The following is a 20,440-nucleotide window of genomic DNA, read 5'->3' as shown; positions in this document are numbered from 1 at the left end:
CATGAATACCTTAACCAACGATAACGATTGGGATATTGAAATAACTGCCAAAAGCAGCATTTTTGATTTAAACCTTAAAGATTTATGGCATTACCGCGACCTGCTTTTATTGTTTGTACGACGCGATTTTGTTTCGTTTTATAAGCAGACCATATTGGGCCCAATCTGGTTTTTTGTGCAGCCGGTTATTACTATCCTTTTTTATACTTTGGTGTTTGGCAACCTGGCAGGTATCCCTGTTGATGGCCTTCCGAAACCACTATTTTATCTTGCAGGCACCATTGTCTGGAATTATTTTTCAGAATGTCTTACTAAAACATCGACGGTTTTCAGGGATAGTGCCGGGCTGCTTGGAAAAGTATATTTTCCCCGCCTGATTATGCCTCTGAGTGTGGTTTTATCAAACTTGATAAAATTTGGGGTACAGTTTATTTTATTTCTTATCCTTTATGTTTTTTACTGGTCAAAAGGTTCGGACATAAACCCTAATGCAATCCTGATGATGCTTCCCCTTTTAATTGTTATGATCGCGGCGCTTGGTTTGGGTTTTGGCATGATCATATCGGCAGTAACCACCAAATACCGCGATCTTGCTTTTATCGTATCATTTGGCGTTCCACTTTTAATGTACACAACAACAGTAATCTATCCGCTATCAATTGTTGAAATAAAATATCCCGCTTATAGTTGGCTGATCAAATTCAACCCGGTTACAGCAATCATTGAAACTTTCAGATATGGCTTTTTGGGGCGAGGGGCTTTTAGCTGGCAATTAATGGGTTATAGCTTAATAACAACCCTCATCATATTACTGACCGGGACTATAATATTTAACCGGGTCGAAAAAAACTTTGTCGATACCGTATAAATGGCAAAAGTAATTAAAGTAGAAAACCTCTCCAAAGCTTACCAGTTAGGCGATTTTGGCACGGGTACCATTTCCCGCGATCTCGAACGTTACTGGGCGAGGATCAGAGGAAAAGAAGACCCGTTTTTAAAAATAGGTGAAACCAACGATCGTACTACCAAAGGCGAAAGTGATATAGTATGGAGTTTAAAAAATATAAACTTCGAGTTGGAACAAGGTGACGCGGTAGGTATTATTGGCCGCAACGGCGCCGGTAAAAGCACCTTGTTGAAAATATTGAGCAGGGTTACTGCTCCCACTACAGGTTCTGTAAAAATTAAGGGCCGCATTGCCAGCCTGTTGGAAGTAGGTACCGGTTTTCATCCCGAGTTAAGCGGGCGGGAGAACATTTTTCTGAACGGTGCGATACTCGGTATGCGTAAAGCAGAAATAAAACGTAAGTTTGATGAAATCGTTGCCTTTTCCGGTGTCGAACGATACATTGATACCCCGGTGAAAAGATATTCTTCGGGTATGTATGTCCGCCTGGCTTTTGCTGTAGCAGCTCACCTGGAATCTGAAATATTGATTGTTGATGAAGTACTTGCGGTTGGCGATGCCGAGTTCCAGAAAAAATGCTTAGGTAAGATTGATGAGGTAAGTAAAGGCGAAGGCAGAACTGTTTTATTTGTAAGCCATAACCTAAATGCCGTACAAAAGCTGTGTAAAAATATCATCCTGATGCACAACGGCGCTATCAATAATATGGGTGGCGCCGATCAGATGATCAATCATTATCTGCAAAATGTAACACTCAGTAAATCGGTATATGACATCCCTACTCCCGCAAACATTGCCGATATTCCGGGTTATGCTTATAAAATATACGTAGAAGATGCCTCCGGAAAGGTTGTTAATGAAATTGCCGCGGGTGCTTTTTGGCAGATCCGGGTATTTTTTAAAGTCACCAAAAAGATCGATGATTTTGTGGTGGGACTCGGTTTTACCTCGGCAATGGAAATCACTTTGCGAACCAGCTGGAGTAAAGCCGAAAACCTTGACGAAGGATATTATGAGGCTGTGTTTCAAGAGCATCAGCTATTGTACGCTACGGGTGTATACACGATTAATTTAGGTCTCTCAATTAAGGAGAAGACATTTCATTATGTTGATAATGCCGCAGCTATTACTATTTCAGGTATTACGCACGAATTAATCGACCAAAGTATCATCACAACCAGTGGTACGGGATTGATACTAAATCCTATGTCTGTAAAAATTATTAACGACCGTAAAGTTTTTCAAGAAGATGTTTGACCGTGCTGCATTTCTGAATCAGGAACCTGATATAAAGAAAGAGTTATTAAAACTTTTTAACTCCAGTGGCGAACTTCTGATTTTTGACATCGGCGGATGTGAGGGTGAGGACTCTATAAGGTATTCAAAGCTTTTTCCCAAAGCAAAAGTTTGGGTATTTGAGCCATTACCCGGAAACCAGGAGATCATCAAAGCCAATATAAAAGCCTCCGATCAAAAGAATATTCGGCTTTTTCCGATAGCTTTATCCGATCAAAGAGGGTACAGCGATTTTCATGTATCGTCCGGACGCCCTGAGGGTATCGACCCAAATGCCGACTGGGATTTCGGAAATAAATCAAGCTCGCTATTAAGCCCCGGCGAGGTATTGACCGCATTTCCCTGGCTAAACTTTAAAACAGTTATTCAGGTACCTACAGACACCTTGCACTTTATTTTCCATGATCATCAAATTGAAAGCGTTGATTTTATCCATATGGATGTACAGGGGGCAGAACTGAAGGTTTTAACAGGAGCAAAAGATTATATCAAGCACGTTAAAGCAGTATGGCTGGAAGTATCCGAAACCGCGCTGTATAATGATCAGCCATTAAAAAATGATATTCATGAGTTCATGGTAAAGAATAACTTCAGGCTGATTAAAACCGCTGTAAAAGATGGCGTTGGAGATTTGATGTATATCAACTCCCGTTACTTTAAAACGATAAGCATTGGGAAGTTAACATTCTTCATCAAACGATAACAATCCGCTAACTATAAAATCAACTAACGTGTTTCTTTTTAAACGGAAAACGCCGCCTTTACCAACCAGAATTTCTTATTCGCAATGTGGTGAAGACCTCATCATCAAATTTATTTTTGATCAACTGCAAATTCATCAGCCCAGTTATATTGATATAGGAGCTCATGACCCTTTTTACTTAAGTAATACCGCACTCTTTTATCAATTTGGTAGTAAGGGAATAAATATAGAACCCGACCCCGCTCTTTTCCGAGCGTTCGCTACTCACCGGAAACAGGATATTAATCTGAATATTGGTATAGGAGATACGGCCGGAAGCGCTAAATTTTATATCATCTCCACTCCTACACTTAATACTTTTTCAAAAACGGAAGCAGAAGGCTATTCCAAAGAAGGCCCTTTCACCATAAAAGAAGTCATTGACGTTCCCGTTGATACCATAGGCAACATTATTGACCGCTATCATGGCGGAGAATTTCCAGACCTGTTAAATATTGACGCGGAAGGAGTTGACGAACAGATCATAAAATCTATCAATTATCAGCAAAGCGTTCCCACAATCATTTGCCTGGAAACCATATCTTTTTCATCATCCGGCAATGGAAAGAAAAATAAAGAGCTGATAGATTATGTTACCGATAACGGATATTTCGTATATGCCGATACTTATATAAATACCATTTTTGTGAACAAGAAAGTTTGGGCGCGCCAACGAAAATGATCGTTGTTAAATTACAGGGAGGGCTTGGAAATCAAATGTTTCAATACGCCGCGGGCAGAGGCCTTTCACAGGGTTCCCCTGTTTATATTGACCATCGGTTCCTGGAAGAAAATCAAACAGACTCACCACATTTTACGGCGAGGAAGTATGAATTGCAGCTCTTTAAAAATATAAAGGCTGTTAAAGCCACATCTAAACAATTAAAAATCTTTAATAACAATAGCTTTTATTACCGGTTATACAAGCGTATTTTTAAAACCGTAATAAGCCGGCAGATAGAAAACGAATATATCAACTTTAAAAAAGCTTATGGTAATCCGGTAAACATATACCTGGACGGCTACTTTCAATCGGAGAAATATTTCGGGCCGCTGCGCAATCAATTGTTAAAAGATTTTGAGTTCCCTGCACTCGACACCGAAAATGATAATCTCAGGAAAAAGATTGAAGCTTCATCAAACCCGGTGAGTATCCATATACGCAGAGGCGATTATTTGAAGTCACCAGAAGTATATAAGATTCATGGCGTACTTGAAGTACAATATTACCAGCAAGCGTTGAACCTTTTAAATGCAAAACAAGCCGATCTAACCCTTTTTGTCTTCTCCGACGACATAGACTGGGCAATGAAAAATTTAAACTTAGACAGCAACCAAACTTGCTATGTATCCGGCAACCCGTCCGAAAACAGCTGGAAAGATATGGCTTTGATGCGTTATTGTAAGCATCATATCATCGCCAACAGCAGTTTTAGCTGGTGGGGTGCCTGGCTCTCGACCGGCAACGGCGAAGTTTTTGCACCGGCCAATTGGTTTAATGCCAACAATGTGAAGTTCAATATTCATGACTTTATCCCGGCAAACTGGCATATCATAAGCAATGAGTAACCAGCTTGTTTCGGTAATTATGCCTGCTTACAATGCCGAAAAATATATTGCGGCAAGCATTGAAAGTGTAATTCAACAAACTTATACCAATTGGGAACTACTGATTGTTGACGACGGTTCGACAGACCAGACAGCGGCGATTATAAAACGATACATATCTGCAGATAAGCGCGTTAAGTATTTTTTCCAGGAAAACGGCAGGCAGGGTAAAGCCAAAAATCTTGCTATTGCAAACAGTTCCGGCGTTTTTCTTGCTTTTCTGGATGCCGATGATCTTTGGCTTAAAGAAAAGCTGGAGGTTAGTATACATGAAATCAATACAAGAGATTATTCTTTGGTTTTCACAGATTGTTACATCTTTGAAGGGGAGTTGCCCGAGGATTTCTCTACTTTAAAAACAATGGGCGTTCAGTCTGCAGTATACGAAGGGCGCCCGGCCTTACTAACGTTTTTGAACTACAACCAAATTCCTAACCTAACGGTGCTGGCAAAAAAAGAGCTATTTCTGAACACTGGCGGCTTTATTGATAAAGTGGTTGCCGAAGATTACGAAATGTGGCTGCGGCTGTTGAAAAACGGTGCTGTGTTTAAAGCACTTCCGCTTCAACTATCCCTTTACAGGGTGCATAGTGAGTCAATAACAGCAAGGGACAGACATGCAACTCTTGAGCTTATTGAAATCATCAAAACTTTCGGCAAAGAAAACCCGGAATATTGGCAGGATGTACAATTGATCATCAGGCAAAAACTTAAACACTGGCTTTATTACGGGCATCAGCGTACTTCCCAAAATTTCAGAACCCTGATCAAAGATGTTTTTAACTTGCCTTTAGCTGTTTTGTTTTATACACTAAGCCTGCTGATGCCGGTTGATCAGTTAAGAAAAATAGTTGTCAGGACCTATTAATACCGCTCTGTGGCAATAAAACATATCATCTTCACTAAGTTATTTGATTTCAGCGGAAGTAATACGCACCTGCGAGCCTTGATAAAAGTTTTGGGGCCGCAAAACGTCCTACTGGTTTTGGAGGATGAGCACGAAGTAAAATTTCTTGAAAAAGTAGATGAGAGCGGTCTTGTAAGGTATAGGATTAAAACAAATCTTTGTGGTTACGCCCATTTACAATACCGGTGGACCACCAATCTGAAAGAAGCGTTTCGACTTTTGAAATCAGTATTTTATATTCAATTACTGAGCATTAGATACGGTTTAGCTGATATTACCGTGTGCGCGGTGGAGCCGGAGAAATATTTATACTTTTTTTGGGCCCCGTTCTGTAAGGTATATTATATCCTGCACACCACACCAAACAAAAGATATACATCTTTCACCTCATATACCTGCAACCGAAAACTTGGTAAAAGAAAAAAAATCATTACCGTTTCCCAGTCCAATAAATCATTGATCAGCAAAAACTGGGAAATAACCGAAAAGAAGCAGACATGCGTAAACGTTGTTTATAATTGCGTTACAGAACCCATAGGTGGCGTGCAACTCAATACAGAGCGGTACAACGTATATTCCGTATGTGTGATTACAATGGGGCATGTCATAGGGTACAAGAATCCGGAAACCTGGTTAAAAGTAGCTAAGGTTGTTACCGGCGCACGTCCAAAGGTTATTTTTATCTGGCTCGGGAATGGCCCTTTATTAAATCAGTACCAATTGGAAATATCCAACCAAAAGCAGATTTTTTTTAAAGGAGCTGTAAGCAATACCGATGATTATTTGAAAACGGCACATATCTATTATCAGCCAAGTTTTTATGAAACCCATGGCATTGCCGTGGTGGAGGCCATGTCTCAATCATTACCATGTGTGGTATCAAATGTCGGCGGCCTTCCTGAATCTGTCCGGGAGGATTATAACGGCTACCTTGTTGAACCGGAAAATGTCTCTCAACACGTTGAGGCAATCTTTAAATTAGTGGATAATGAAGACTTACGCGCTTTTATGGGCAAAAACGCGTTCACAAAAGTTAAAGAAAGCTTCAGCTTTGAGCAATTTAAAACACGGCTTAATTCCATTTACAGTTGAATAATCCCAGGGGCATATCGGTAATTGTATGCTGCTATAACTCAGCGTTACGCCTTCCTGAAACTATCAGGCATTTGGCGCAGCAGCAGGTACCTGATAGTTTACCCTGGGAAATATGGATCGTTAACAATTCATCTTCCGATAATACGGCACAGGTTGCTCTAAATGAATGGCAAAAATATTCATCCGCAGGTATTGAGTATAATGTAGTGGATGAACCTGTTCCAGGATTATTCAATGCCCGGAGAAAAGGAATTGATTGCGCACGCTATGAATACCTGCTATTTTGCGATGATGACAACTGGTTAAACCCCTCCTACCTGGCCACTGCATTTGAAATTATGCAGGCCAATCCGAAAATCGGGGTATTAGGGGGCTGTGGAGAGATCCTTCCGGAAGAACCGGTCACAATGAATGAAACCTTGCTTAGCCAACTGAATGCCAATGGGCCACAGCACTGGGTTGTAACAGACCATTGGGTTTACGGAGCCGGTATGACAGTCAGGAAAAGCATTTTTATGGAATTGGCGGAACATGGATGGTTACAAATTACCACCGGGCGAACTGGCGCCAACTTTCTGTCAGGTGAAGATGCCGAAATTTGCTTTATGTTTTATTTAGGCGGCCACCAGATTGTAGCTGATAACCGCTTAACATTTAAACATTTAATCCCGGCAAAAAGGCAAAGCATTACAACCATTATTGATATGGCGTTCTGGCTTAGTTACTCCTATTATTTTTTGTACGGTTATATCGCTATGATTAACAAAGAACCTGCGTCTTTGAACGAGTTAAGTACCAGGCTATTAAAAAGCCATAGCATATCTTTATTAAGGAGCGTACAAGCGGTAGTGATACAAGCGCTGAAAAAAGGAAAACGGCCTACACTGGAACAAAAGTGCACCGTATTGAGGCATTACGGCATGGTATCCTCCATTATAAAAAACCGGAAGCAGGTGATCAATCACCAGCAACATATTCAGCAGGTTCTGAACTCGGTCAAGCAAGGGGCAAATGCGTAGTACAGCTGTTCCGGTATTGTTTCTGATTTTCAATCGTCCGGAAAATACCCAACGCGTATTTGACAGCATCAGGGTGCATCAACCCGAATACCTGTTTATAGCAGCGGATGGGCCGAGGCCAGACGTACTAACAGACGAGGCATTATGCGCCTTAACAAGAAATATAGTCACCCAAATAGATTGGAAATGTGAGCTCAAAACACTATTCAGGCCGCAAAATTCAGGTTGTAAGAATGCTGTAAGCGACGCGATCAATTGGTTTTTTGACCATGTGGAGGAAGGCATTATCCTTGAAGATGACTGCTTACCGGATAATACCTTTTTTTCATTTTGTTCGGAATTGCTGGAACGGTTCCGGAACAACGGGCAGGTTATGTCCATCTCCGGTTCTAATTTATTAGGTAAATCGGGCGATGAGCATTCTCCGTCTTACTTGAGGGCTCATGGTGGGATCTGGGGATGGGCTACATGGGAAAGGGCCTGGAAACGCTACGACATCGGCATGAAAGCCTGGCCGGAGAAAGCAACTCAAACGCAAATCAGACAGGCGATTGGAAGCCAGGAATGGTTTAATACCTATTACCAGATGTTCGAAAGCGCACACAACAACACATTGGATACCTGGGATATTCAGTGGTTTTACAGCATCCTTATCAATGATGGAATAGCTATTAACCCCTCGGTTAACCTTGTGAAAAACATCGGTTTTGAGAGCGGTACGCACATGAATTTGGTAGATAATCCGATAGCCCTATTGCCTGCCTTTTCCATGTCATTCCCCCTGAAACACCCCGAAGAGCTTCCGTTGGATGTGGCTTATCTGGAAGATTTATATTTAGCTTTAAATCCGCCTGCTAAACGCAGGCATTCATTGATCCGGCGGCTAATTAAACTGTGGCGTAACAAACGATGAAAAAACTGATAAAAAAACTGATCACCAGCTTTTTAAAAAAGATCAATATCCACCATATACTTAATACCCTGTATCAGGAGCAAAACAACAAGCACATTGAAGCCAATGTGGTTAATTCAGGAGCTATTTTTTATCCTGAAGCCACAGTTTCTAACGCGCAGGACCGGTCAAAAATAACAGTCGGACAAGGTACCCATATCAGGGGGATGCTACACGTGTTTAAATATGGCGGACAGATCACTATTGGCGAAAACTGCTATATAGGTGATCATTCCAGGATATGGTCGGGCGACAGCGTTATCATTGGTGATTATGTACAGATATCACATAACGTAAATGTTATGGATACCAATGCCCATGAACTTGACGCCATAGAAAGAGCGGAAAGATATGTAGACCTGGTTAACAACGGCTCATGGGCAGACAAAGGCAATGTGCTCACTGCACCAGTGGTTATTGAAGATTATGCCTGGATAAGTTTTAATGCCACCATTTTAAAAGGTGTAACTATTGGTAAAGGAGCTATTGTTGGTGCTAACGCTGTTGTTACCAAAGATGTACCTCCTTTTACCTTGGTAACCGGTAATCCGGCTACGGTAAAAAAGCACCTTACCGAAGAATAAATATGGTTCAAAAGGATTTGATGGCCCAAAGGGTTCCTGTAAATGATTAAAAGAAAAAGGATAGGCCTCAGCTACTCTTACAATGAAAACTGGATTGGTGGAACTTATTATATTGAGAACCTTATTAACGCGCTAAATACACTTGATGAAGAGCTTAAACCGCACCTGGTTTTGATCATCAATAAGCGTAGCGATTATAAAGCCGCTAAAAGTTACCTCTCCTATCCATACATGAGTTTTAGGTTAGGCACCGGAGAAACAAACTTCGCAGCCCGTTTCGTTAATAAAATAACCAACCGCCTGCTCAGAAAAACGTTCTTCAATCAAACCATAAAAAACCTGGAAGCGGTATTTCCTTATTACAAAAGCAAACCGCAATCCCTTGCCAAAAATAAAATTTATTGGATAGCTGATTTTCAGGAACATTTTTCTCCTGAATTTTTCAGTGCAGAGGCTATTGAAGGCAGAAAAAGAAGCCAAATGGAGATTCAGGGCTCGTCAGAGCATCTTATTCTGAGCAGTCAAAACGCGGCGGGACATTTTAAATCGCTTTATCCAGGACATAGCGTTAAAGTACATGTGCTGCCGTTTGCCGTCACTCACCCGGTCTACCGGAATTTGGCTATCGGCCCCCTGCTTAAGAAGTTTGATTTGCCCGATATTTATTTTCTTTGCCCCAACCAGTTTTGGAAGCATAAAAACCAGCTTACGGTTATTCAGGCGGTACACAGGCTTAAAAATAATGGAGCCAATATTACGGTTGCTTTTACCGGAAACACTGCAGATCTCAGGAACCCTGAATATTTTACAGAACTTAATACTTATGTTCAGCAAAATAATCTTACTGATAATATCAGGTTTCTTGGTTTTATCAAAAGAGAGGAACAATTACAGCTAATGAATAATGCTGTTGCTATTGTTCAGCCATCCCTTTTTGAGGGCTGGAGCACCGTAGTTGAAGACGCCAAATCAATGAATAAAGCATTGATAGTTTCCGATATCGAAGTCCACCAGGAGCAGCTTGTTGATAGCAGCGCCAGGTTCTTCGCTCCTTTGGATGTAAAGGACTTAACGGCAAAATTGGAGCTTGCCATTAGTGCACATCCGCTCCCCTCGCTTTATGCCAATCCTGATTATCAACGCAATATTAAAAATTTCGGCAGTGGTTTTCTGCGCATAGCGCTACAGGAAACGGCATAACCATTTATTAAGCAAGCAGGATGAATTTACCTGATCTGAAAAAATACCGGGAAGATTTTATAGCAGCAGGCGTTAACGTACCTTTACAGGTAATACCGTCGGGTGGTCTGCTTAAAGTTTTGCCCGCTCCCGATAATCAGCAAACCGGCTGGCCCTGGACCGAGGAAACAGATCCCGGGATATACGGTACCAAAAACCACTGGCCTAAGCTGACGATAGTTACACCATCCTATAACCAGGGCAGGTTCATTGAACAAACCATTCGCTCCATCCTGCTACAAAACTATCCTAACCTGGAGTATATCGTAATAGATGGCGGGAGTAACGATGAGACCGTCTCTATTATTGAAAAATACTCACCATGGATCAGCTACTACCGCAGCGCGAGGGATAACGGGCAGGGACAAGCTATTAATCTGGGCTTTAGCCTGGCATCAGGTGATTACTATGCATGGATCAATAGTGACGATTACTATCTGAAAGGTGTTTTTCATGAAGTTATCCAACTATTTACACAGTCGAAAACCAAATTCGTTTATGGTTATGGTTTGAATTATCGCGAAACCACACAACAGTTCGATGTAAGCAAGGTACTGCCATCACTGGACTTCTTTTTGAAAATACCCAATCTTGTACAGCCATCATCGTTTTGGAGCGCGACTATTCATCAGCCTATCTGGGAAAAATTGCATTGCGCGCTTGACTTTGAACTCTGGCTTCGCCTGGTTAAAGGTCAAAAAAGGAAACTAATCAAAAAGCCTTTATCAGTAGCTAACATTCATGATACCGCGAAAACCTCAGATGCAAAGATGAAAATGAAGTGGGATGAGGATGAAAAACTGATGTGGTCAGACGAGGGACATGGCGCTGTTCCTCATTGGGGGAAAGTTAACTTCATTAATCGTATAAGAATTAAAATTTACAGATCATTAGGTCTGATATAAAAGGCAGCAGATGAAAATCGCGTATATATCTTATGAATATCCTCCTGACACCGCCGTTGGCGGTATAGCTACCTACGTTCAACAGGTTTCGCGGATGATGCTTGAACGAGGACATACTGTTGAGGTCTTTTGCGCTTCAACGCACCGTACGGTTACAGAGGTAGTGGATGGGATCAAAGTAAATCGCGTATTATGTACAGACAGGGAAATTTTCCATTATGTTATACTGCCTTTTTTTGAAGCAGCTAACGAAGCTGGAAAATTTGACCTGATGGAGTCGCCGGAATTCTCCGGAGATGGCCTGTCTATTAAACGAAATTTCATGCATATCCCGCTTGTAGTGAGATTGCATATACCCTGGTTCCTGGTTGATATCATTAATAATCATTATCTAACCTATTTACAAAAATGCAGGTTCATAATCAGCGGTATTGTCCGCGGAAAACTATACAGACGTTTCTGGAAACCGCGCAATACTAAAACAGATCCTGATTATCTCACCACGATGCTGGCAGAGCAAATACATACGCCTTCCATCAGCCTCGGTGATATTGTTGCCCGCAAGTGGCGTATAGACAGGAACCAGATCTTGAACATTCCCAATCTGTTTGCTCCCGGGGTTGAGCTCCTTAACATCCCGCCCGCTACCAGCACAAATACCATTACCTATATCGGCAGGCTGGAAGTTAGAAAGGGCCTTGTAAAGTTGGCAGCAGCACTGGCAATTGTTTTGAAGGAAAAGCCGTTTATCAAAGTTAAATTCGTAGGTGGGATACAAAAATCGCCTGTTAAAGGCCTTGATATGAAAGAGTATCTGCTTGAGAAACTGAAAGATTACCGCGACAACCTGGAATTTACCCTGGTACCGGCCCACCAAATTGCAGAAGTTTACGCCAATACCGACATCTGCGTTTTTCCGAGTATCTGGGAAAATTTCCCATACAGCTGCCTTGAGGCTATGAGCGCCGCGCGTGGCATCGTAGCCAGCCGAGAAGGCGGCATGAAAGATATGCTTGAAGATTGCGACGGAGGCCTGCTTATTGATCCTTCCAATCATAACGGGATAGCGAAGGCGCTTATCCGCCTTATTGATGATCCGGGCCTGCGAATACAATTGGGAGAAAACGCAAGGAAAAAAGTAGTTACCGCATATAACAACGAAAGAATCGGAGTGCTTTTGGAAGAGAATTATAGCAAGCTTATTTAAAAACAAAATTTCAATTTTACCGGTCATGTACCTCTCCGTCGTTATACCGACTTATAACCCAAACCGCGAACGGCTTCTTGCCACAATTGAAGGGCTCAAAAAACAAAGCGCGGCGCCCGAAGCCTGGGAACTCATTTTAGTAGATAATAACTCTAACAATAAAGTTATTGACGAGATTTCATTACAGTGGAAAGCGGCAGCGCGGGCGGTTATCGAAAAAAATCAAGGACTGACTTACGCCCGGTTAAGAGGTGTAGACGAAGCTAAGGGCGATATTGTAATTTTTGTAGACGATGATAATATTTTGGACGAAAGCTATGTTCAAAATACCATTGCCATTTTCACCGACCATCCGAACATAGGTGCTATAGGTGGAAAATCGCTTCCTGAATTGCCATATGAAGAACCGGAATGGCTACCTACTTTCTATTTTAGTTTAGCGCTGCGCGATTTCGGCGACGAGGCAATCATCCAGCAATGGGAAAACAAATTCCCCGAATATGGCCCCATAGGTGCCGGTATGGCCGTGCGTAAGGCTGCATTACAATCTTATCGCGCTAAGATCACTTCAGGAAAATCGATCATTACGGATCGGAAAGGAAACTCCTTGAGTTCGGGCGGAGACAATGATATATTGCTTGAAATTGTAAAGTCGGGATGGGACAGCGGATATTTCCCACAGCTTTCCCTCCGTCATATCATTCCGGCAGAAAGGCTGGAAATAAACTATTTAGGCCGGCTTTGTAAGGATCTGAGCAAATCATGGATTTATGTACTGGAAAGTCATGGCATCAGCCCCTGGAAAAAAATACCAGGATGGACAGTACCTTTAAGGAAACTGAAAAGTTTTGTTGTTTATAAAGCCTGGAAAAACAGCCATAATTACCTCAAATGGAAAGGGGCTTGCGGAACCTTTGAAGGTTTGGCAGGCTAAGTATCTAGCAAAACATTACTAAGTTGCTTCAAAAAATCATAAATATTCTGTATCGTTATCCGAAAGCCCGGCTGAAGACTTTTAAAAGGTTCGGGGGATATAGGAATTATAAGAAGATGATCCGCCTGAGCCATTTGATGTCGGCAAAATCAGCGGAGCTTCCCCCAGTGAAATCTTTTGAAGATGGCTTGCCAGTCTATTTCCTGACGGGCAAAAAATATCTTTATCAAACTTTGTTTTGCATCCAATCGCTCAACCGGGAGGCCAATGCGCCGCTCAGATTTATATTGGTTGATGATGGCAGTTTTGATGAAGACCTGCTGGCTCAAATCCGTAAACAGCTTCCGGGTGCAGGTATTGTAACCCGGCAGATGATAGATGAAAATCTCAACAGCATATTACCGGAACAGCGGTACCCGCATTTAAACCATAAAAGGAAGGTTTATCCGCACATCAAAAAATTAACGGATATACATACCATCGCGCCTTCAGGCTGGAAAGTAGTTTTAGATTCTGACATGTTATTTTGGAATGAACCAACGGAATTGTTGAATTGGCTGCAAAACCCGACATCCCCTATTTACATGCTGGACTGCCAGGAATCGTACGGGTACTCCAGGCACCTGATGGAAGAACTTTGCGGCAGTAAAATACCTGAATTATTAAACGTAGGCGTTATCGGCATGAACAGTGCCGATGTCAACTGGGATAAAATAGACCGTTGGATAGGTGTTCTGGAAAAAAACGAGGGAGCCTCTTACTACCTGGAACAAGCCTTGACCGCTATGCTACTGGCAGGTGTTAAAGCAGAAATACTGCCATCTAATACCTACATCGTTAACCCCGATAGCTCAATGGTTAATAATGCGGCAGGTGTGCTGCATCATTATGTAGACCTATCTAAAGATGATTATTTTACAACCGCGTGGAAGAAACTGATTTGAGTCCCCTGGTTTCTATTATTATACCGGTTTATAATTCGGCGTTATATCTTGCCGAAGCTATCAATTCCTGTGTTAACCAGACCTGGCAAAATATAGAGGTAATTATTATCGACGACGGATCGACGGATGAATCTCTTTCTATTGCGAAAACCTTTGAAAACAAACGGATCAGGGTTTATCACCAGGAAAATAAAAACGCTGCCGCTGCAAGGAATAGCGGGCTGATGAAGGCTAAGGGAGATTATATTCAGTTCCTCGATGCTGATGACATACTAAGTGCTGATAAAATAGAAAAACAGGTAACCCTTTTAGCTGCGAATCCCGGAATGGTTGCGGTTTGCAGCACCATCCATTTTACAGATGGCCATCAACCCGCCGAGTTTGAACCATCTGCATACGAAGAAGCTTTTTTACTAAACCTGCCCCCATTTGATTTTCTCTTTAATCTTTACGGCGGAAATAACGAAGGCAAAGGATCCATGGTACAGCCGAATGCCTGGCTATGCCCCAAAAACATTATAGAAAAAGCCGGTAAATGGAATGAAGAGCTGACATTGGATGATGACGGAGAATACTTTTGCAGGGTAGTACTGGCATCCAAGGGTGTTTTAAAATCAGATGGCTACAATTATTACAGGAAATACCAGGGGCATAAAAACCTGTCGGGCTTAGCAACGCAGCAACACCTGCGCTCGCAGTACGATGCCCTGAGCCTTAAAATTTCATGGCTACAAGCTAAAAAAACGCTGCCGGAATTGAAAAACATGCACGCCCGGTGGCTGCATGGCTTACTTTTTAAAGCCTATCCGGCCGCGCCGGAGCTGATGCGGCAAATTAAAAACGATCTTAAAACATTAAAAGCGTCAATTCGCCCGGAGTATCCGTTTGGTACAACAAGCGGCAAATTATTATCTATGGTATTTGGATGGAAATTTGCCAAACGATTACAACTCTTCAAACATCAATTGAGTAAAAGGCCGGAAAACTCAGGCAAGCTATCATGAAACGCATTCACCTTTACTTTCGCAAACCACCGGAAAAAGACCGCTACCTTCCCGGCGACAGATATATTTTCTTAGCGGCCAGAAAGCTTTTCCGCCCCAAGAAAATAAGCGGGATAGAAAAGGTTTTTATAAATCTTCGCCTCGGATTTGATGAAATCGGGGTGAATTATGTGGTAAACCGGCCGTTCAAAGAAATAGCCCCCGGTGAACCCGTAGTAGTATTAGGGATTGGAAAGCAAGCACTTGAAGGTTATAATAAACCTAATCCTATTATAGCCGGTATCGCTTTGGTATCCCATCCCACGCAATGGCCTACCATGTGTCAGGATTTTCCGGTAGTTAAATACCTGCAGCATTCCAAATGGGCTAATGACATTTACATTCCTTATTATGGGGCCGATGTCTGCGAACTCTGGCCCGCGGGAATAGAAACTCAAAAGTGGCTTCCGGAAAAAGATAAAAAACCGGTTTACGATGTTCTGATCTATAATAAGATCAGATGGGACTATCCGAAGATGGAGGTGGAATTGATTGAGGCCATTAAAAACAAACTAAAAGCACTTGGTCTTTCATTTGTTGAAATCTGTTACGGACATTATCAGGAGGCCGATTATCATGAGCTTCTAAAACAATCCAGATCGATGATATTCCTGAGCGAGCATGAAAGCCAGGGATTTGCCTGTTGCGAAGCCTTATCTATGGATATACCCGTTTACGCCTGGGATCAAACTCATTGGCTTGACCCTGAAAGACATCAGTGGGGCACGCCTGATATATCCGCTTCATCCGTTCCTTTCTTTGATGACACCTGCGGGATGACTTTCAAGAATTATGCGACGTTTGAAACTGGGCTGTCTACTTTTTGGGAAAAGGTTACACAACAGCAGTTCAGCCCAAGGGATTACATATTAAAAAACATCACCCTGGAGAAAAGTGCCCGGCGTATGCTGGAAATCATACAGGAAGTATACGATAAACCTGCAACCAAAACCCTGTAATCCAGCTTATTCATGAATTTTTCTATCTTATATAAACCAAAAAAACTGATTGAAAGGCTGGCGCTTGAAATAGCGCGAAAACGCCGCATCGGCAAATTAAAAAACACACCAGGGGCCCCGCTGAAACTCGGGCATATCGATTCGCTTGAACTGCTTGAAATAATCGGTAAAGACCGCTCGCTAACTGCTAATCTTGTTGTTTATGATATTGGCAGTAACACAGGCACCTGGACCTTACTTGCCAAATCTATTTTACCACAAGCTGCGGTCCACGCGTTTGAGCCATTATCTTTTCACATCTCGCATTTCAATGAGAATTGTAAGGCGTTGAAAGATGTTTACCTGCATCCGTTTTGCGCGGGGAATGAAAATGGAACAGGCACCATCAACATATCCAGTTTTTCTGACTCATCAAGCTTACTATCTGCTACCCCGCTTGAATTTGAGCATTTTCACATTCAAAAAGAAAAAGAAGAGCAGGTAGAGATCAAACGTCTTGCCGACCTGATTGACGATAAATCGCTACCCGAACCGGATATTATCAAACTTGATGTACAGGGATTTGAGTTAGAGGTGCTTAAAGGACTTGGAGATTGGCTAAACTCCGCGAAGTATATTATTTGTGAAGTTTCCTTTAAAGAATATTACTATGGCCAGGCGCAGTTTCTTGATATTGCAAATTACCTTGCGGGATATCGATTTCAACTTTTTGCATTCGGCAACAACACTCCTTTGGGCACAGAGCTCAACCAGATTGACGTCCTGTTCAAACGACTTTCATGAGGATCTTACTTTCTTTTATGCAGGATATCGGGACAGCGCCACATGCCATACCAGCCTATCGTTTCTGGACTTACTATATCAAAAATGGTATAGATGAGGCAGGTATGAAATGGATGGAAGTCCCCGGACTGGATTGGGCCGCCGGGATGGTCCCCTATGAGAATGACCCGGCCTTAAAACAGTGGAAACAACAGACCTGGACGCAAACTGTCGATTACGTAAAAACCAACCGGCAGCATTTCGACATTTTTCTTTGTTACCTGTATCCCAAGCAGATTGACATAAACGCCATTAAACAAATAAGGGCAATGGGCGTGCCTTGTGTTAATTTTTACTGCGATAATATTAGATCCTTCAGCAAATTACCACCTGAATTTAAAATATTTGATCTGGTGTGGGTGCCGGAATTTGAAGCATTGAATATGTATCAAACGGCTGGGGTCGCTTATATTAACCTCCCCATGCCTATGTGGGTAGCGCCAGAATATCGGACACTTCCGGTTAGGGAAACAGATGCCATTACCTTTATTGGTTCTAAAGACTACCTGCGTGCGCAACTCCTGGCAAATGTGATCGACAAAGGATTACCGGTACAAATAACCGGAACCGGATGGCACAATGAAAACGAATCGGCGACTGTGTTACCGGCATCAAATCTATCCGCAAAAATCAATAACCAGCTGCAACTGATACGCCAAACAGGACTGAAAGCTTTTGCTGCCTATCATGTTAAACGGTTTAATAAACAGGATCAGGTTCTTATAAATGCCGAAAACTTATTTGAGAAGCCTGATTTCGATGAATACATCCGTCTTAGCCGGGAAAGTATGATCACCCTGGGCATAAACCGGGTACCAACCTTTTACGACTTTGGAAAAAATATATTGACTTATAGCCGGCTCCGGGACCTGGAAGCTCCTATGTTAGGTGCCTGCTACCTCACAGAATATACCGAAGGGCTCACCCATCTCTATGAATTAGGCACTGATATTGAGACATATACTGATGCCGATGAATTGGTGTTTAAAAGCCTGGAATTAGCCCGATCTGAAAGTAAGCGAAAAGAATTAAGAGCCAGAAGCCAGCAGAAAGCACTCGGAGCACATTCGATCCCGGAATCCCTCCAAAAAATAAAAACCAGGCTATTTAATTAACAACTTGCACAAAACGATCTGTATTGTTACCCAATCGCACCTTTGCCGGAACCCCAGGGCTTTGAAAGAGGCTACAGCACTTGCAGCTGCGGGGTATGACGTTCATATCTTAACCGGCAGTGTTTCGGCCGATCTTTATGCTCAGGATCTGTCGGCCATCGCAGATTTCCCGAATATCCGCCTGCAATTGGTATCTGATCTATCCAAAACAAATCTGAAATCATTTGCAGATCGGTTTTTCAATAAATTAGGGCGTTGGGCTATTCGCAGATTTAAGATAGAAAATAGCCTCGCGCTTGGTTATGGCGCCTTGCGCTATTATGATGCAGCCAGGGCAATAAAAGCTGATCTGTACATTTGCCATCAGGAACTGCCTACCTGCATCGGTAGCCGCCTGCTAAATGCAGGTTTTAAAGTTGCATTTGACCTGGAAGACTGGTATTCTGAAGACCTGCTGCCCGAAGCACGTGCAGAGCGGCCGATTGGCTTATTACAACGTGCCGAATCAGAGGCACTACGCAAAGGGAGTTTTTGTATCACAACATCAAACGCACTGGCCGAGAAATTGGCCCAACAATATTCATCGCCAAAGCCACGGGTAATTTATAATGTTTTTCCGAGGCCGGAGATCTCCTTTCAAAAGACAAAGCTCTTCAGCAAACCGCTAAAACTGTTTTGGTTTTCACAAACCATAGGCCCGGGGCGTGGGTTGGAACAGTTTATAAAAATACTGCATTCATTAAAAACACCAATTGAATTGCACCTGTTGGGAAACGTTACGGAGTCCTACAGGCAAAGTTTAATTGCACTGCTACCCAGCCAACATCATCTGTTTTTTCACGATCTGGTACCGGAAAACCAACTCGCTACAAAAATAACTGAATTTGATATTGGTCTGGCCTTAGAACTGAATACTCCGGCAAGCCGCAATTATACCATCACTAATAAGTTTTTCCAATATATTCAATCCGAGTTACCCGTTATCACGAGTGAAACCGAAGGGCAAAAAGAGGGTTATGATTTGTTCAATCCCGGCTTTAAATTGTCCCAACAGCCTGATAGTGCAGAAATTGAAGCGCTGGAAAAATGGCTTAATAGTCCGGAGGAATTGCAATTGGCACAAAACCGGGCAATTGAAGCCGGAGCATTTTACAATTGGGAAAACGAGTCTAAAAAACTCATCTCATTAGTTGGTATAGCCCTTGAAAAATAAAGTAAGCTTACAGATAAACCTTGCGCCCGGCGATTATCCGCACGCACGCTTTATGCTCAAGCATCAGTTGGAGATGCTGGCCACACAGGTTGACGACATTCTTTTAACGGTTGATACCCGCCCAAGCAAAGGGCGTTTTGCTGATGGCTGGGAGGCGAATAAAGCCCTGTTGGACGATTTTTTGAAGATCGAGGTTAAGCGCAATTATGCCGTGAGTATAAACTACGTTGATTATACCCCGGCGACGAAACAAAAGGTAGCCGATAAATTCTTTGGTAAAAAGAATATGCCCGATAAAGATTTCAGGGGCGGTCCGTTTTACGCCTACTTTTTCGGATTGTACTCGGCTAAAAATAATCTCGTTTTACACCTGGATTCGGACATGTTTTTAGGCGGAGGAAGTCAGCACTGGATTGGCGAAGCGGTTAAACTTTTCGAGTCTGATTCAAGTTGCCTCATTGCTTCCCCGCTGCCCGGCCCGCCGCACCCTGCGGATATTTTGGTTGGTCAGGATATTGTTCAGAAAGTTGCCCCCTATACATGGCAGCTAAAGGGCATGAGTACCAGGATTTTCATGATAGATAAAGGCAGATTTGATGCTGATAAACTGATACTGACTCTGCCACCGCTTCGCGGACAGGCAAAAGCGATTATTGAAGGTAATCCCAATGCTGATCTTCCTGAGCATATGCTTTCAGACTATCTCATCCAACATAATTTAAAACGGATTGACTTTTTAGGGATCGGTGAGGGGTTATGGTCGCTGCATCCCCCCTATCGTACCCAAGCTTTTTATGAGAATTTACCACAGCTTATTGAAAAGATAGGACTGAATGATCTGCCGGAAAAACAACAGGGCTTCTATGACATCATTGATGAGGTTTGCGATTGGTCGCAGGCCCGTGAAAAACTTAGCGGCAACCGGTGGTGGAAAAGGATCATGAGATAG

Annotated in this window: 21 protein-coding genes and 1 pseudogene; all 22 read left to right on the top strand. The window is 42.5% G+C overall.

The genetic code is table 11. The features are described from left to right. Nucleotide 1 precedes the first annotated feature (1 nt). The 22 genes and pseudogenes from DUL71_RS04525 (at nt 2) to DUL71_RS04425 (ending at nt 20,440) form a co-directional block, all read left to right on the top strand. Nucleotides 2-868, top strand: a complete 867-nt coding sequence (locus tag DUL71_RS04525) for an ABC transporter permease (RefSeq protein WP_114936929.1) — start codon at nt 2-4, stop codon at nt 866-868. Further along, nucleotides 869-2,164 (top strand): ABC transporter ATP-binding protein, encoded by a 1,296-nt coding sequence (locus DUL71_RS04520; protein WP_114936928.1) that lies wholly within the window; start codon nt 869-871, stop codon nt 2,162-2,164. It abuts the gene before it with no gap. Next, complete coding sequence (locus DUL71_RS04515) at nt 2,157-2,906, top strand: FkbM family methyltransferase (protein ID WP_114936927.1); 750 nt, start codon at nt 2,157-2,159, stop codon at nt 2,904-2,906. The genes DUL71_RS04520 and DUL71_RS04515 overlap by 8 nt, the downstream gene beginning before the upstream one ends. Before the next feature lie 28 nt (nt 2,907-2,934). Continuing rightward, nucleotides 2,935-3,627 (top strand): FkbM family methyltransferase, encoded by a 693-nt coding sequence (locus DUL71_RS04510; RefSeq protein ID WP_114936926.1) that lies wholly within the window; start codon nt 2,935-2,937, stop codon nt 3,625-3,627. After that, entirely contained in the window at nt 3,624-4,514 is an 891-nt protein-coding gene (locus DUL71_RS04505; protein WP_114936925.1) for an alpha-1,2-fucosyltransferase, read from the top strand. The genes DUL71_RS04510 and DUL71_RS04505 overlap by 4 nt, the downstream gene beginning before the upstream one ends. After that, complete coding sequence (locus DUL71_RS04500; RefSeq protein WP_114936924.1) at nt 4,507-5,421, top strand: glycosyltransferase family 2 protein; 915 nt, start codon at nt 4,507-4,509, stop codon at nt 5,419-5,421. The genes DUL71_RS04505 and DUL71_RS04500 overlap by 8 nt, the downstream gene beginning before the upstream one ends. A 9-nt stretch (nt 5,422-5,430) precedes the next feature. Next, nucleotides 5,431-6,552, top strand: coding sequence for a glycosyltransferase family 4 protein (locus tag DUL71_RS04495; RefSeq protein ID WP_114936923.1), 1,122 nt, complete (start codon nt 5,431-5,433; stop codon nt 6,550-6,552). Further along, nucleotides 6,549-7,574, top strand: a complete 1,026-nt coding sequence (locus DUL71_RS04490) for a glycosyltransferase (RefSeq protein ID WP_114936922.1) — start codon at nt 6,549-6,551, stop codon at nt 7,572-7,574. The genes DUL71_RS04495 and DUL71_RS04490 overlap by 4 nt, the downstream gene beginning before the upstream one ends. Next, a complete protein-coding gene (locus DUL71_RS04485) occupies nt 7,567-8,487 on the top strand; it encodes a hypothetical protein (RefSeq protein ID WP_114936921.1) in 921 nt (306 codons plus the stop codon). The genes DUL71_RS04490 and DUL71_RS04485 overlap by 8 nt, the downstream gene beginning before the upstream one ends. Further along, nucleotides 8,484-8,810, top strand: a pseudogene (locus tag DUL71_RS32765) (acyltransferase); the annotation flags it as partial. The gene DUL71_RS04485 and the pseudogene DUL71_RS32765, both read left to right, overlap by 4 nt. An 18-nt stretch (nt 8,811-8,828) precedes the next feature. Next, entirely contained in the window at nt 8,829-9,110 is a 282-nt protein-coding gene (locus tag DUL71_RS32760; RefSeq protein WP_425270974.1) for an acyltransferase, read from the top strand. 42 nt (nt 9,111-9,152) lie between these two features. Then, nucleotides 9,153-10,310, top strand: a complete 1,158-nt coding sequence (locus DUL71_RS04475) for a glycosyltransferase (RefSeq protein WP_114936919.1) — start codon at nt 9,153-9,155, stop codon at nt 10,308-10,310. A 20-nt stretch (nt 10,311-10,330) separates the two neighbouring features. Beyond that, nucleotides 10,331-11,254: a glycosyltransferase family 2 protein gene (locus DUL71_RS04470; RefSeq protein WP_114936918.1), complete on the top strand. Its 924-nt coding sequence runs from the start codon at nt 10,331-10,333 to the stop codon at nt 11,252-11,254. A gap of 10 nt (nt 11,255-11,264) precedes the next feature. Beyond that, complete coding sequence (locus tag DUL71_RS04465; RefSeq protein ID WP_114936917.1) at nt 11,265-12,461, top strand: glycosyltransferase family 4 protein; 1,197 nt, start codon at nt 11,265-11,267, stop codon at nt 12,459-12,461. Nucleotides 12,462-12,486: 25 nt separating this feature from the next. After that, the gene (locus DUL71_RS04460) at nt 12,487-13,395 is read left to right on the top strand and encodes a glycosyltransferase (RefSeq protein WP_114936916.1); all 909 of its coding nucleotides are present in this window, start codon (nt 12,487-12,489) and stop codon (nt 13,393-13,395) included. A gap of 167 nt (nt 13,396-13,562) precedes the next feature. After that, on the top strand, nt 13,563-14,339 hold the full coding sequence (locus tag DUL71_RS04455) for a glycosyl transferase (RefSeq protein WP_161964370.1): 777 nt from the start codon (nt 13,563-13,565) through the stop codon (nt 14,337-14,339). Beyond that, nucleotides 14,321-15,343, top strand: coding sequence for a glycosyltransferase family 2 protein (locus DUL71_RS04450; protein WP_114936914.1), 1,023 nt, complete (start codon nt 14,321-14,323; stop codon nt 15,341-15,343). Before DUL71_RS04455 ends, DUL71_RS04450 begins: the two co-directional genes overlap by 19 nt. Then, nucleotides 15,340-16,341, top strand: a complete 1,002-nt coding sequence (locus DUL71_RS04445) for a glycosyltransferase family 1 protein (RefSeq protein WP_244228699.1) — start codon at nt 15,340-15,342, stop codon at nt 16,339-16,341. Before DUL71_RS04450 ends, DUL71_RS04445 begins: the two co-directional genes overlap by 4 nt. 12 nt (nt 16,342-16,353) lie before the next feature. Continuing rightward, entirely contained in the window at nt 16,354-17,124 is a 771-nt protein-coding gene (locus DUL71_RS04440) for an FkbM family methyltransferase (RefSeq protein ID WP_114936912.1), read from the top strand. Further along, the gene (locus DUL71_RS04435) at nt 17,121-18,278 is read left to right on the top strand and encodes a glycosyltransferase family protein (protein WP_114936911.1); all 1,158 of its coding nucleotides are present in this window, start codon (nt 17,121-17,123) and stop codon (nt 18,276-18,278) included. Before DUL71_RS04440 ends, DUL71_RS04435 begins: the two co-directional genes overlap by 4 nt. Before the next feature lie 4 nt (nt 18,279-18,282). After that, nucleotides 18,283-19,491, top strand: coding sequence for a glycosyltransferase family 4 protein (locus DUL71_RS04430; RefSeq protein ID WP_161964369.1), 1,209 nt, complete (start codon nt 18,283-18,285; stop codon nt 19,489-19,491). Then, the gene (locus DUL71_RS04425) at nt 19,481-20,440 is read left to right on the top strand and encodes a hypothetical protein (RefSeq protein WP_114936909.1); all 960 of its coding nucleotides are present in this window, start codon (nt 19,481-19,483) and stop codon (nt 20,438-20,440) included. The genes DUL71_RS04430 and DUL71_RS04425 overlap by 11 nt, the downstream gene beginning before the upstream one ends.

The sequence above is a fragment of the Mucilaginibacter endophyticus genome (assembly GCF_003351025.1).
GTDB lineage: Bacteria > Bacteroidota > Bacteroidia > Sphingobacteriales > Sphingobacteriaceae > Mucilaginibacter > Mucilaginibacter endophyticus.
This window is presented reverse-complemented; position numbering and strand designations above follow the sequence as displayed.

Coding starts and splice junctions, on each gene's coding strand:
- DUL71_RS04475 (WP_114936919.1), top strand. CDS start 9,153: ATGATTAAAAGAAAAAGGATAGGCCTCAGCTACTCTTACAATGAAAAC.
- DUL71_RS04460 (WP_114936916.1), top strand. CDS start 12,487: ATGTACCTCTCCGTCGTTATACCGACTTATAACCCAAACCGCGAACGG.
- DUL71_RS04505 (WP_114936925.1), top strand. CDS start 3,624: ATGATCGTTGTTAAATTACAGGGAGGGCTTGGAAATCAAATGTTTCAA.
- DUL71_RS04440 (WP_114936912.1), top strand. CDS start 16,354: ATGAATTTTTCTATCTTATATAAACCAAAAAAACTGATTGAAAGGCTG.
- DUL71_RS32760 (WP_425270974.1), top strand. CDS start 8,829: ATGGATACCAATGCCCATGAACTTGACGCCATAGAAAGAGCGGAAAGA.
- DUL71_RS04520 (WP_114936928.1), top strand. CDS start 869: ATGGCAAAAGTAATTAAAGTAGAAAACCTCTCCAAAGCTTACCAGTTA.
- DUL71_RS04485 (WP_114936921.1), top strand. CDS start 7,567: ATGCGTAGTACAGCTGTTCCGGTATTGTTTCTGATTTTCAATCGTCCG.
- DUL71_RS04465 (WP_114936917.1), top strand. CDS start 11,265: ATGAAAATCGCGTATATATCTTATGAATATCCTCCTGACACCGCCGTT.
- DUL71_RS04435 (WP_114936911.1), top strand. CDS start 17,121: ATGAGGATCTTACTTTCTTTTATGCAGGATATCGGGACAGCGCCACAT.
- DUL71_RS04470 (WP_114936918.1), top strand. CDS start 10,331: ATGAATTTACCTGATCTGAAAAAATACCGGGAAGATTTTATAGCAGCA.
- DUL71_RS04525 (WP_114936929.1), top strand. CDS start 2: ATGAATACCTTAACCAACGATAACGATTGGGATATTGAAATAACTGCC.
- DUL71_RS04515 (WP_114936927.1), top strand. CDS start 2,157: ATGTTTGACCGTGCTGCATTTCTGAATCAGGAACCTGATATAAAGAAA.
- DUL71_RS04500 (WP_114936924.1), top strand. CDS start 4,507: ATGAGTAACCAGCTTGTTTCGGTAATTATGCCTGCTTACAATGCCGAA.
- DUL71_RS04445 (WP_244228699.1), top strand. CDS start 15,340: ATGAAACGCATTCACCTTTACTTTCGCAAACCACCGGAAAAAGACCGC.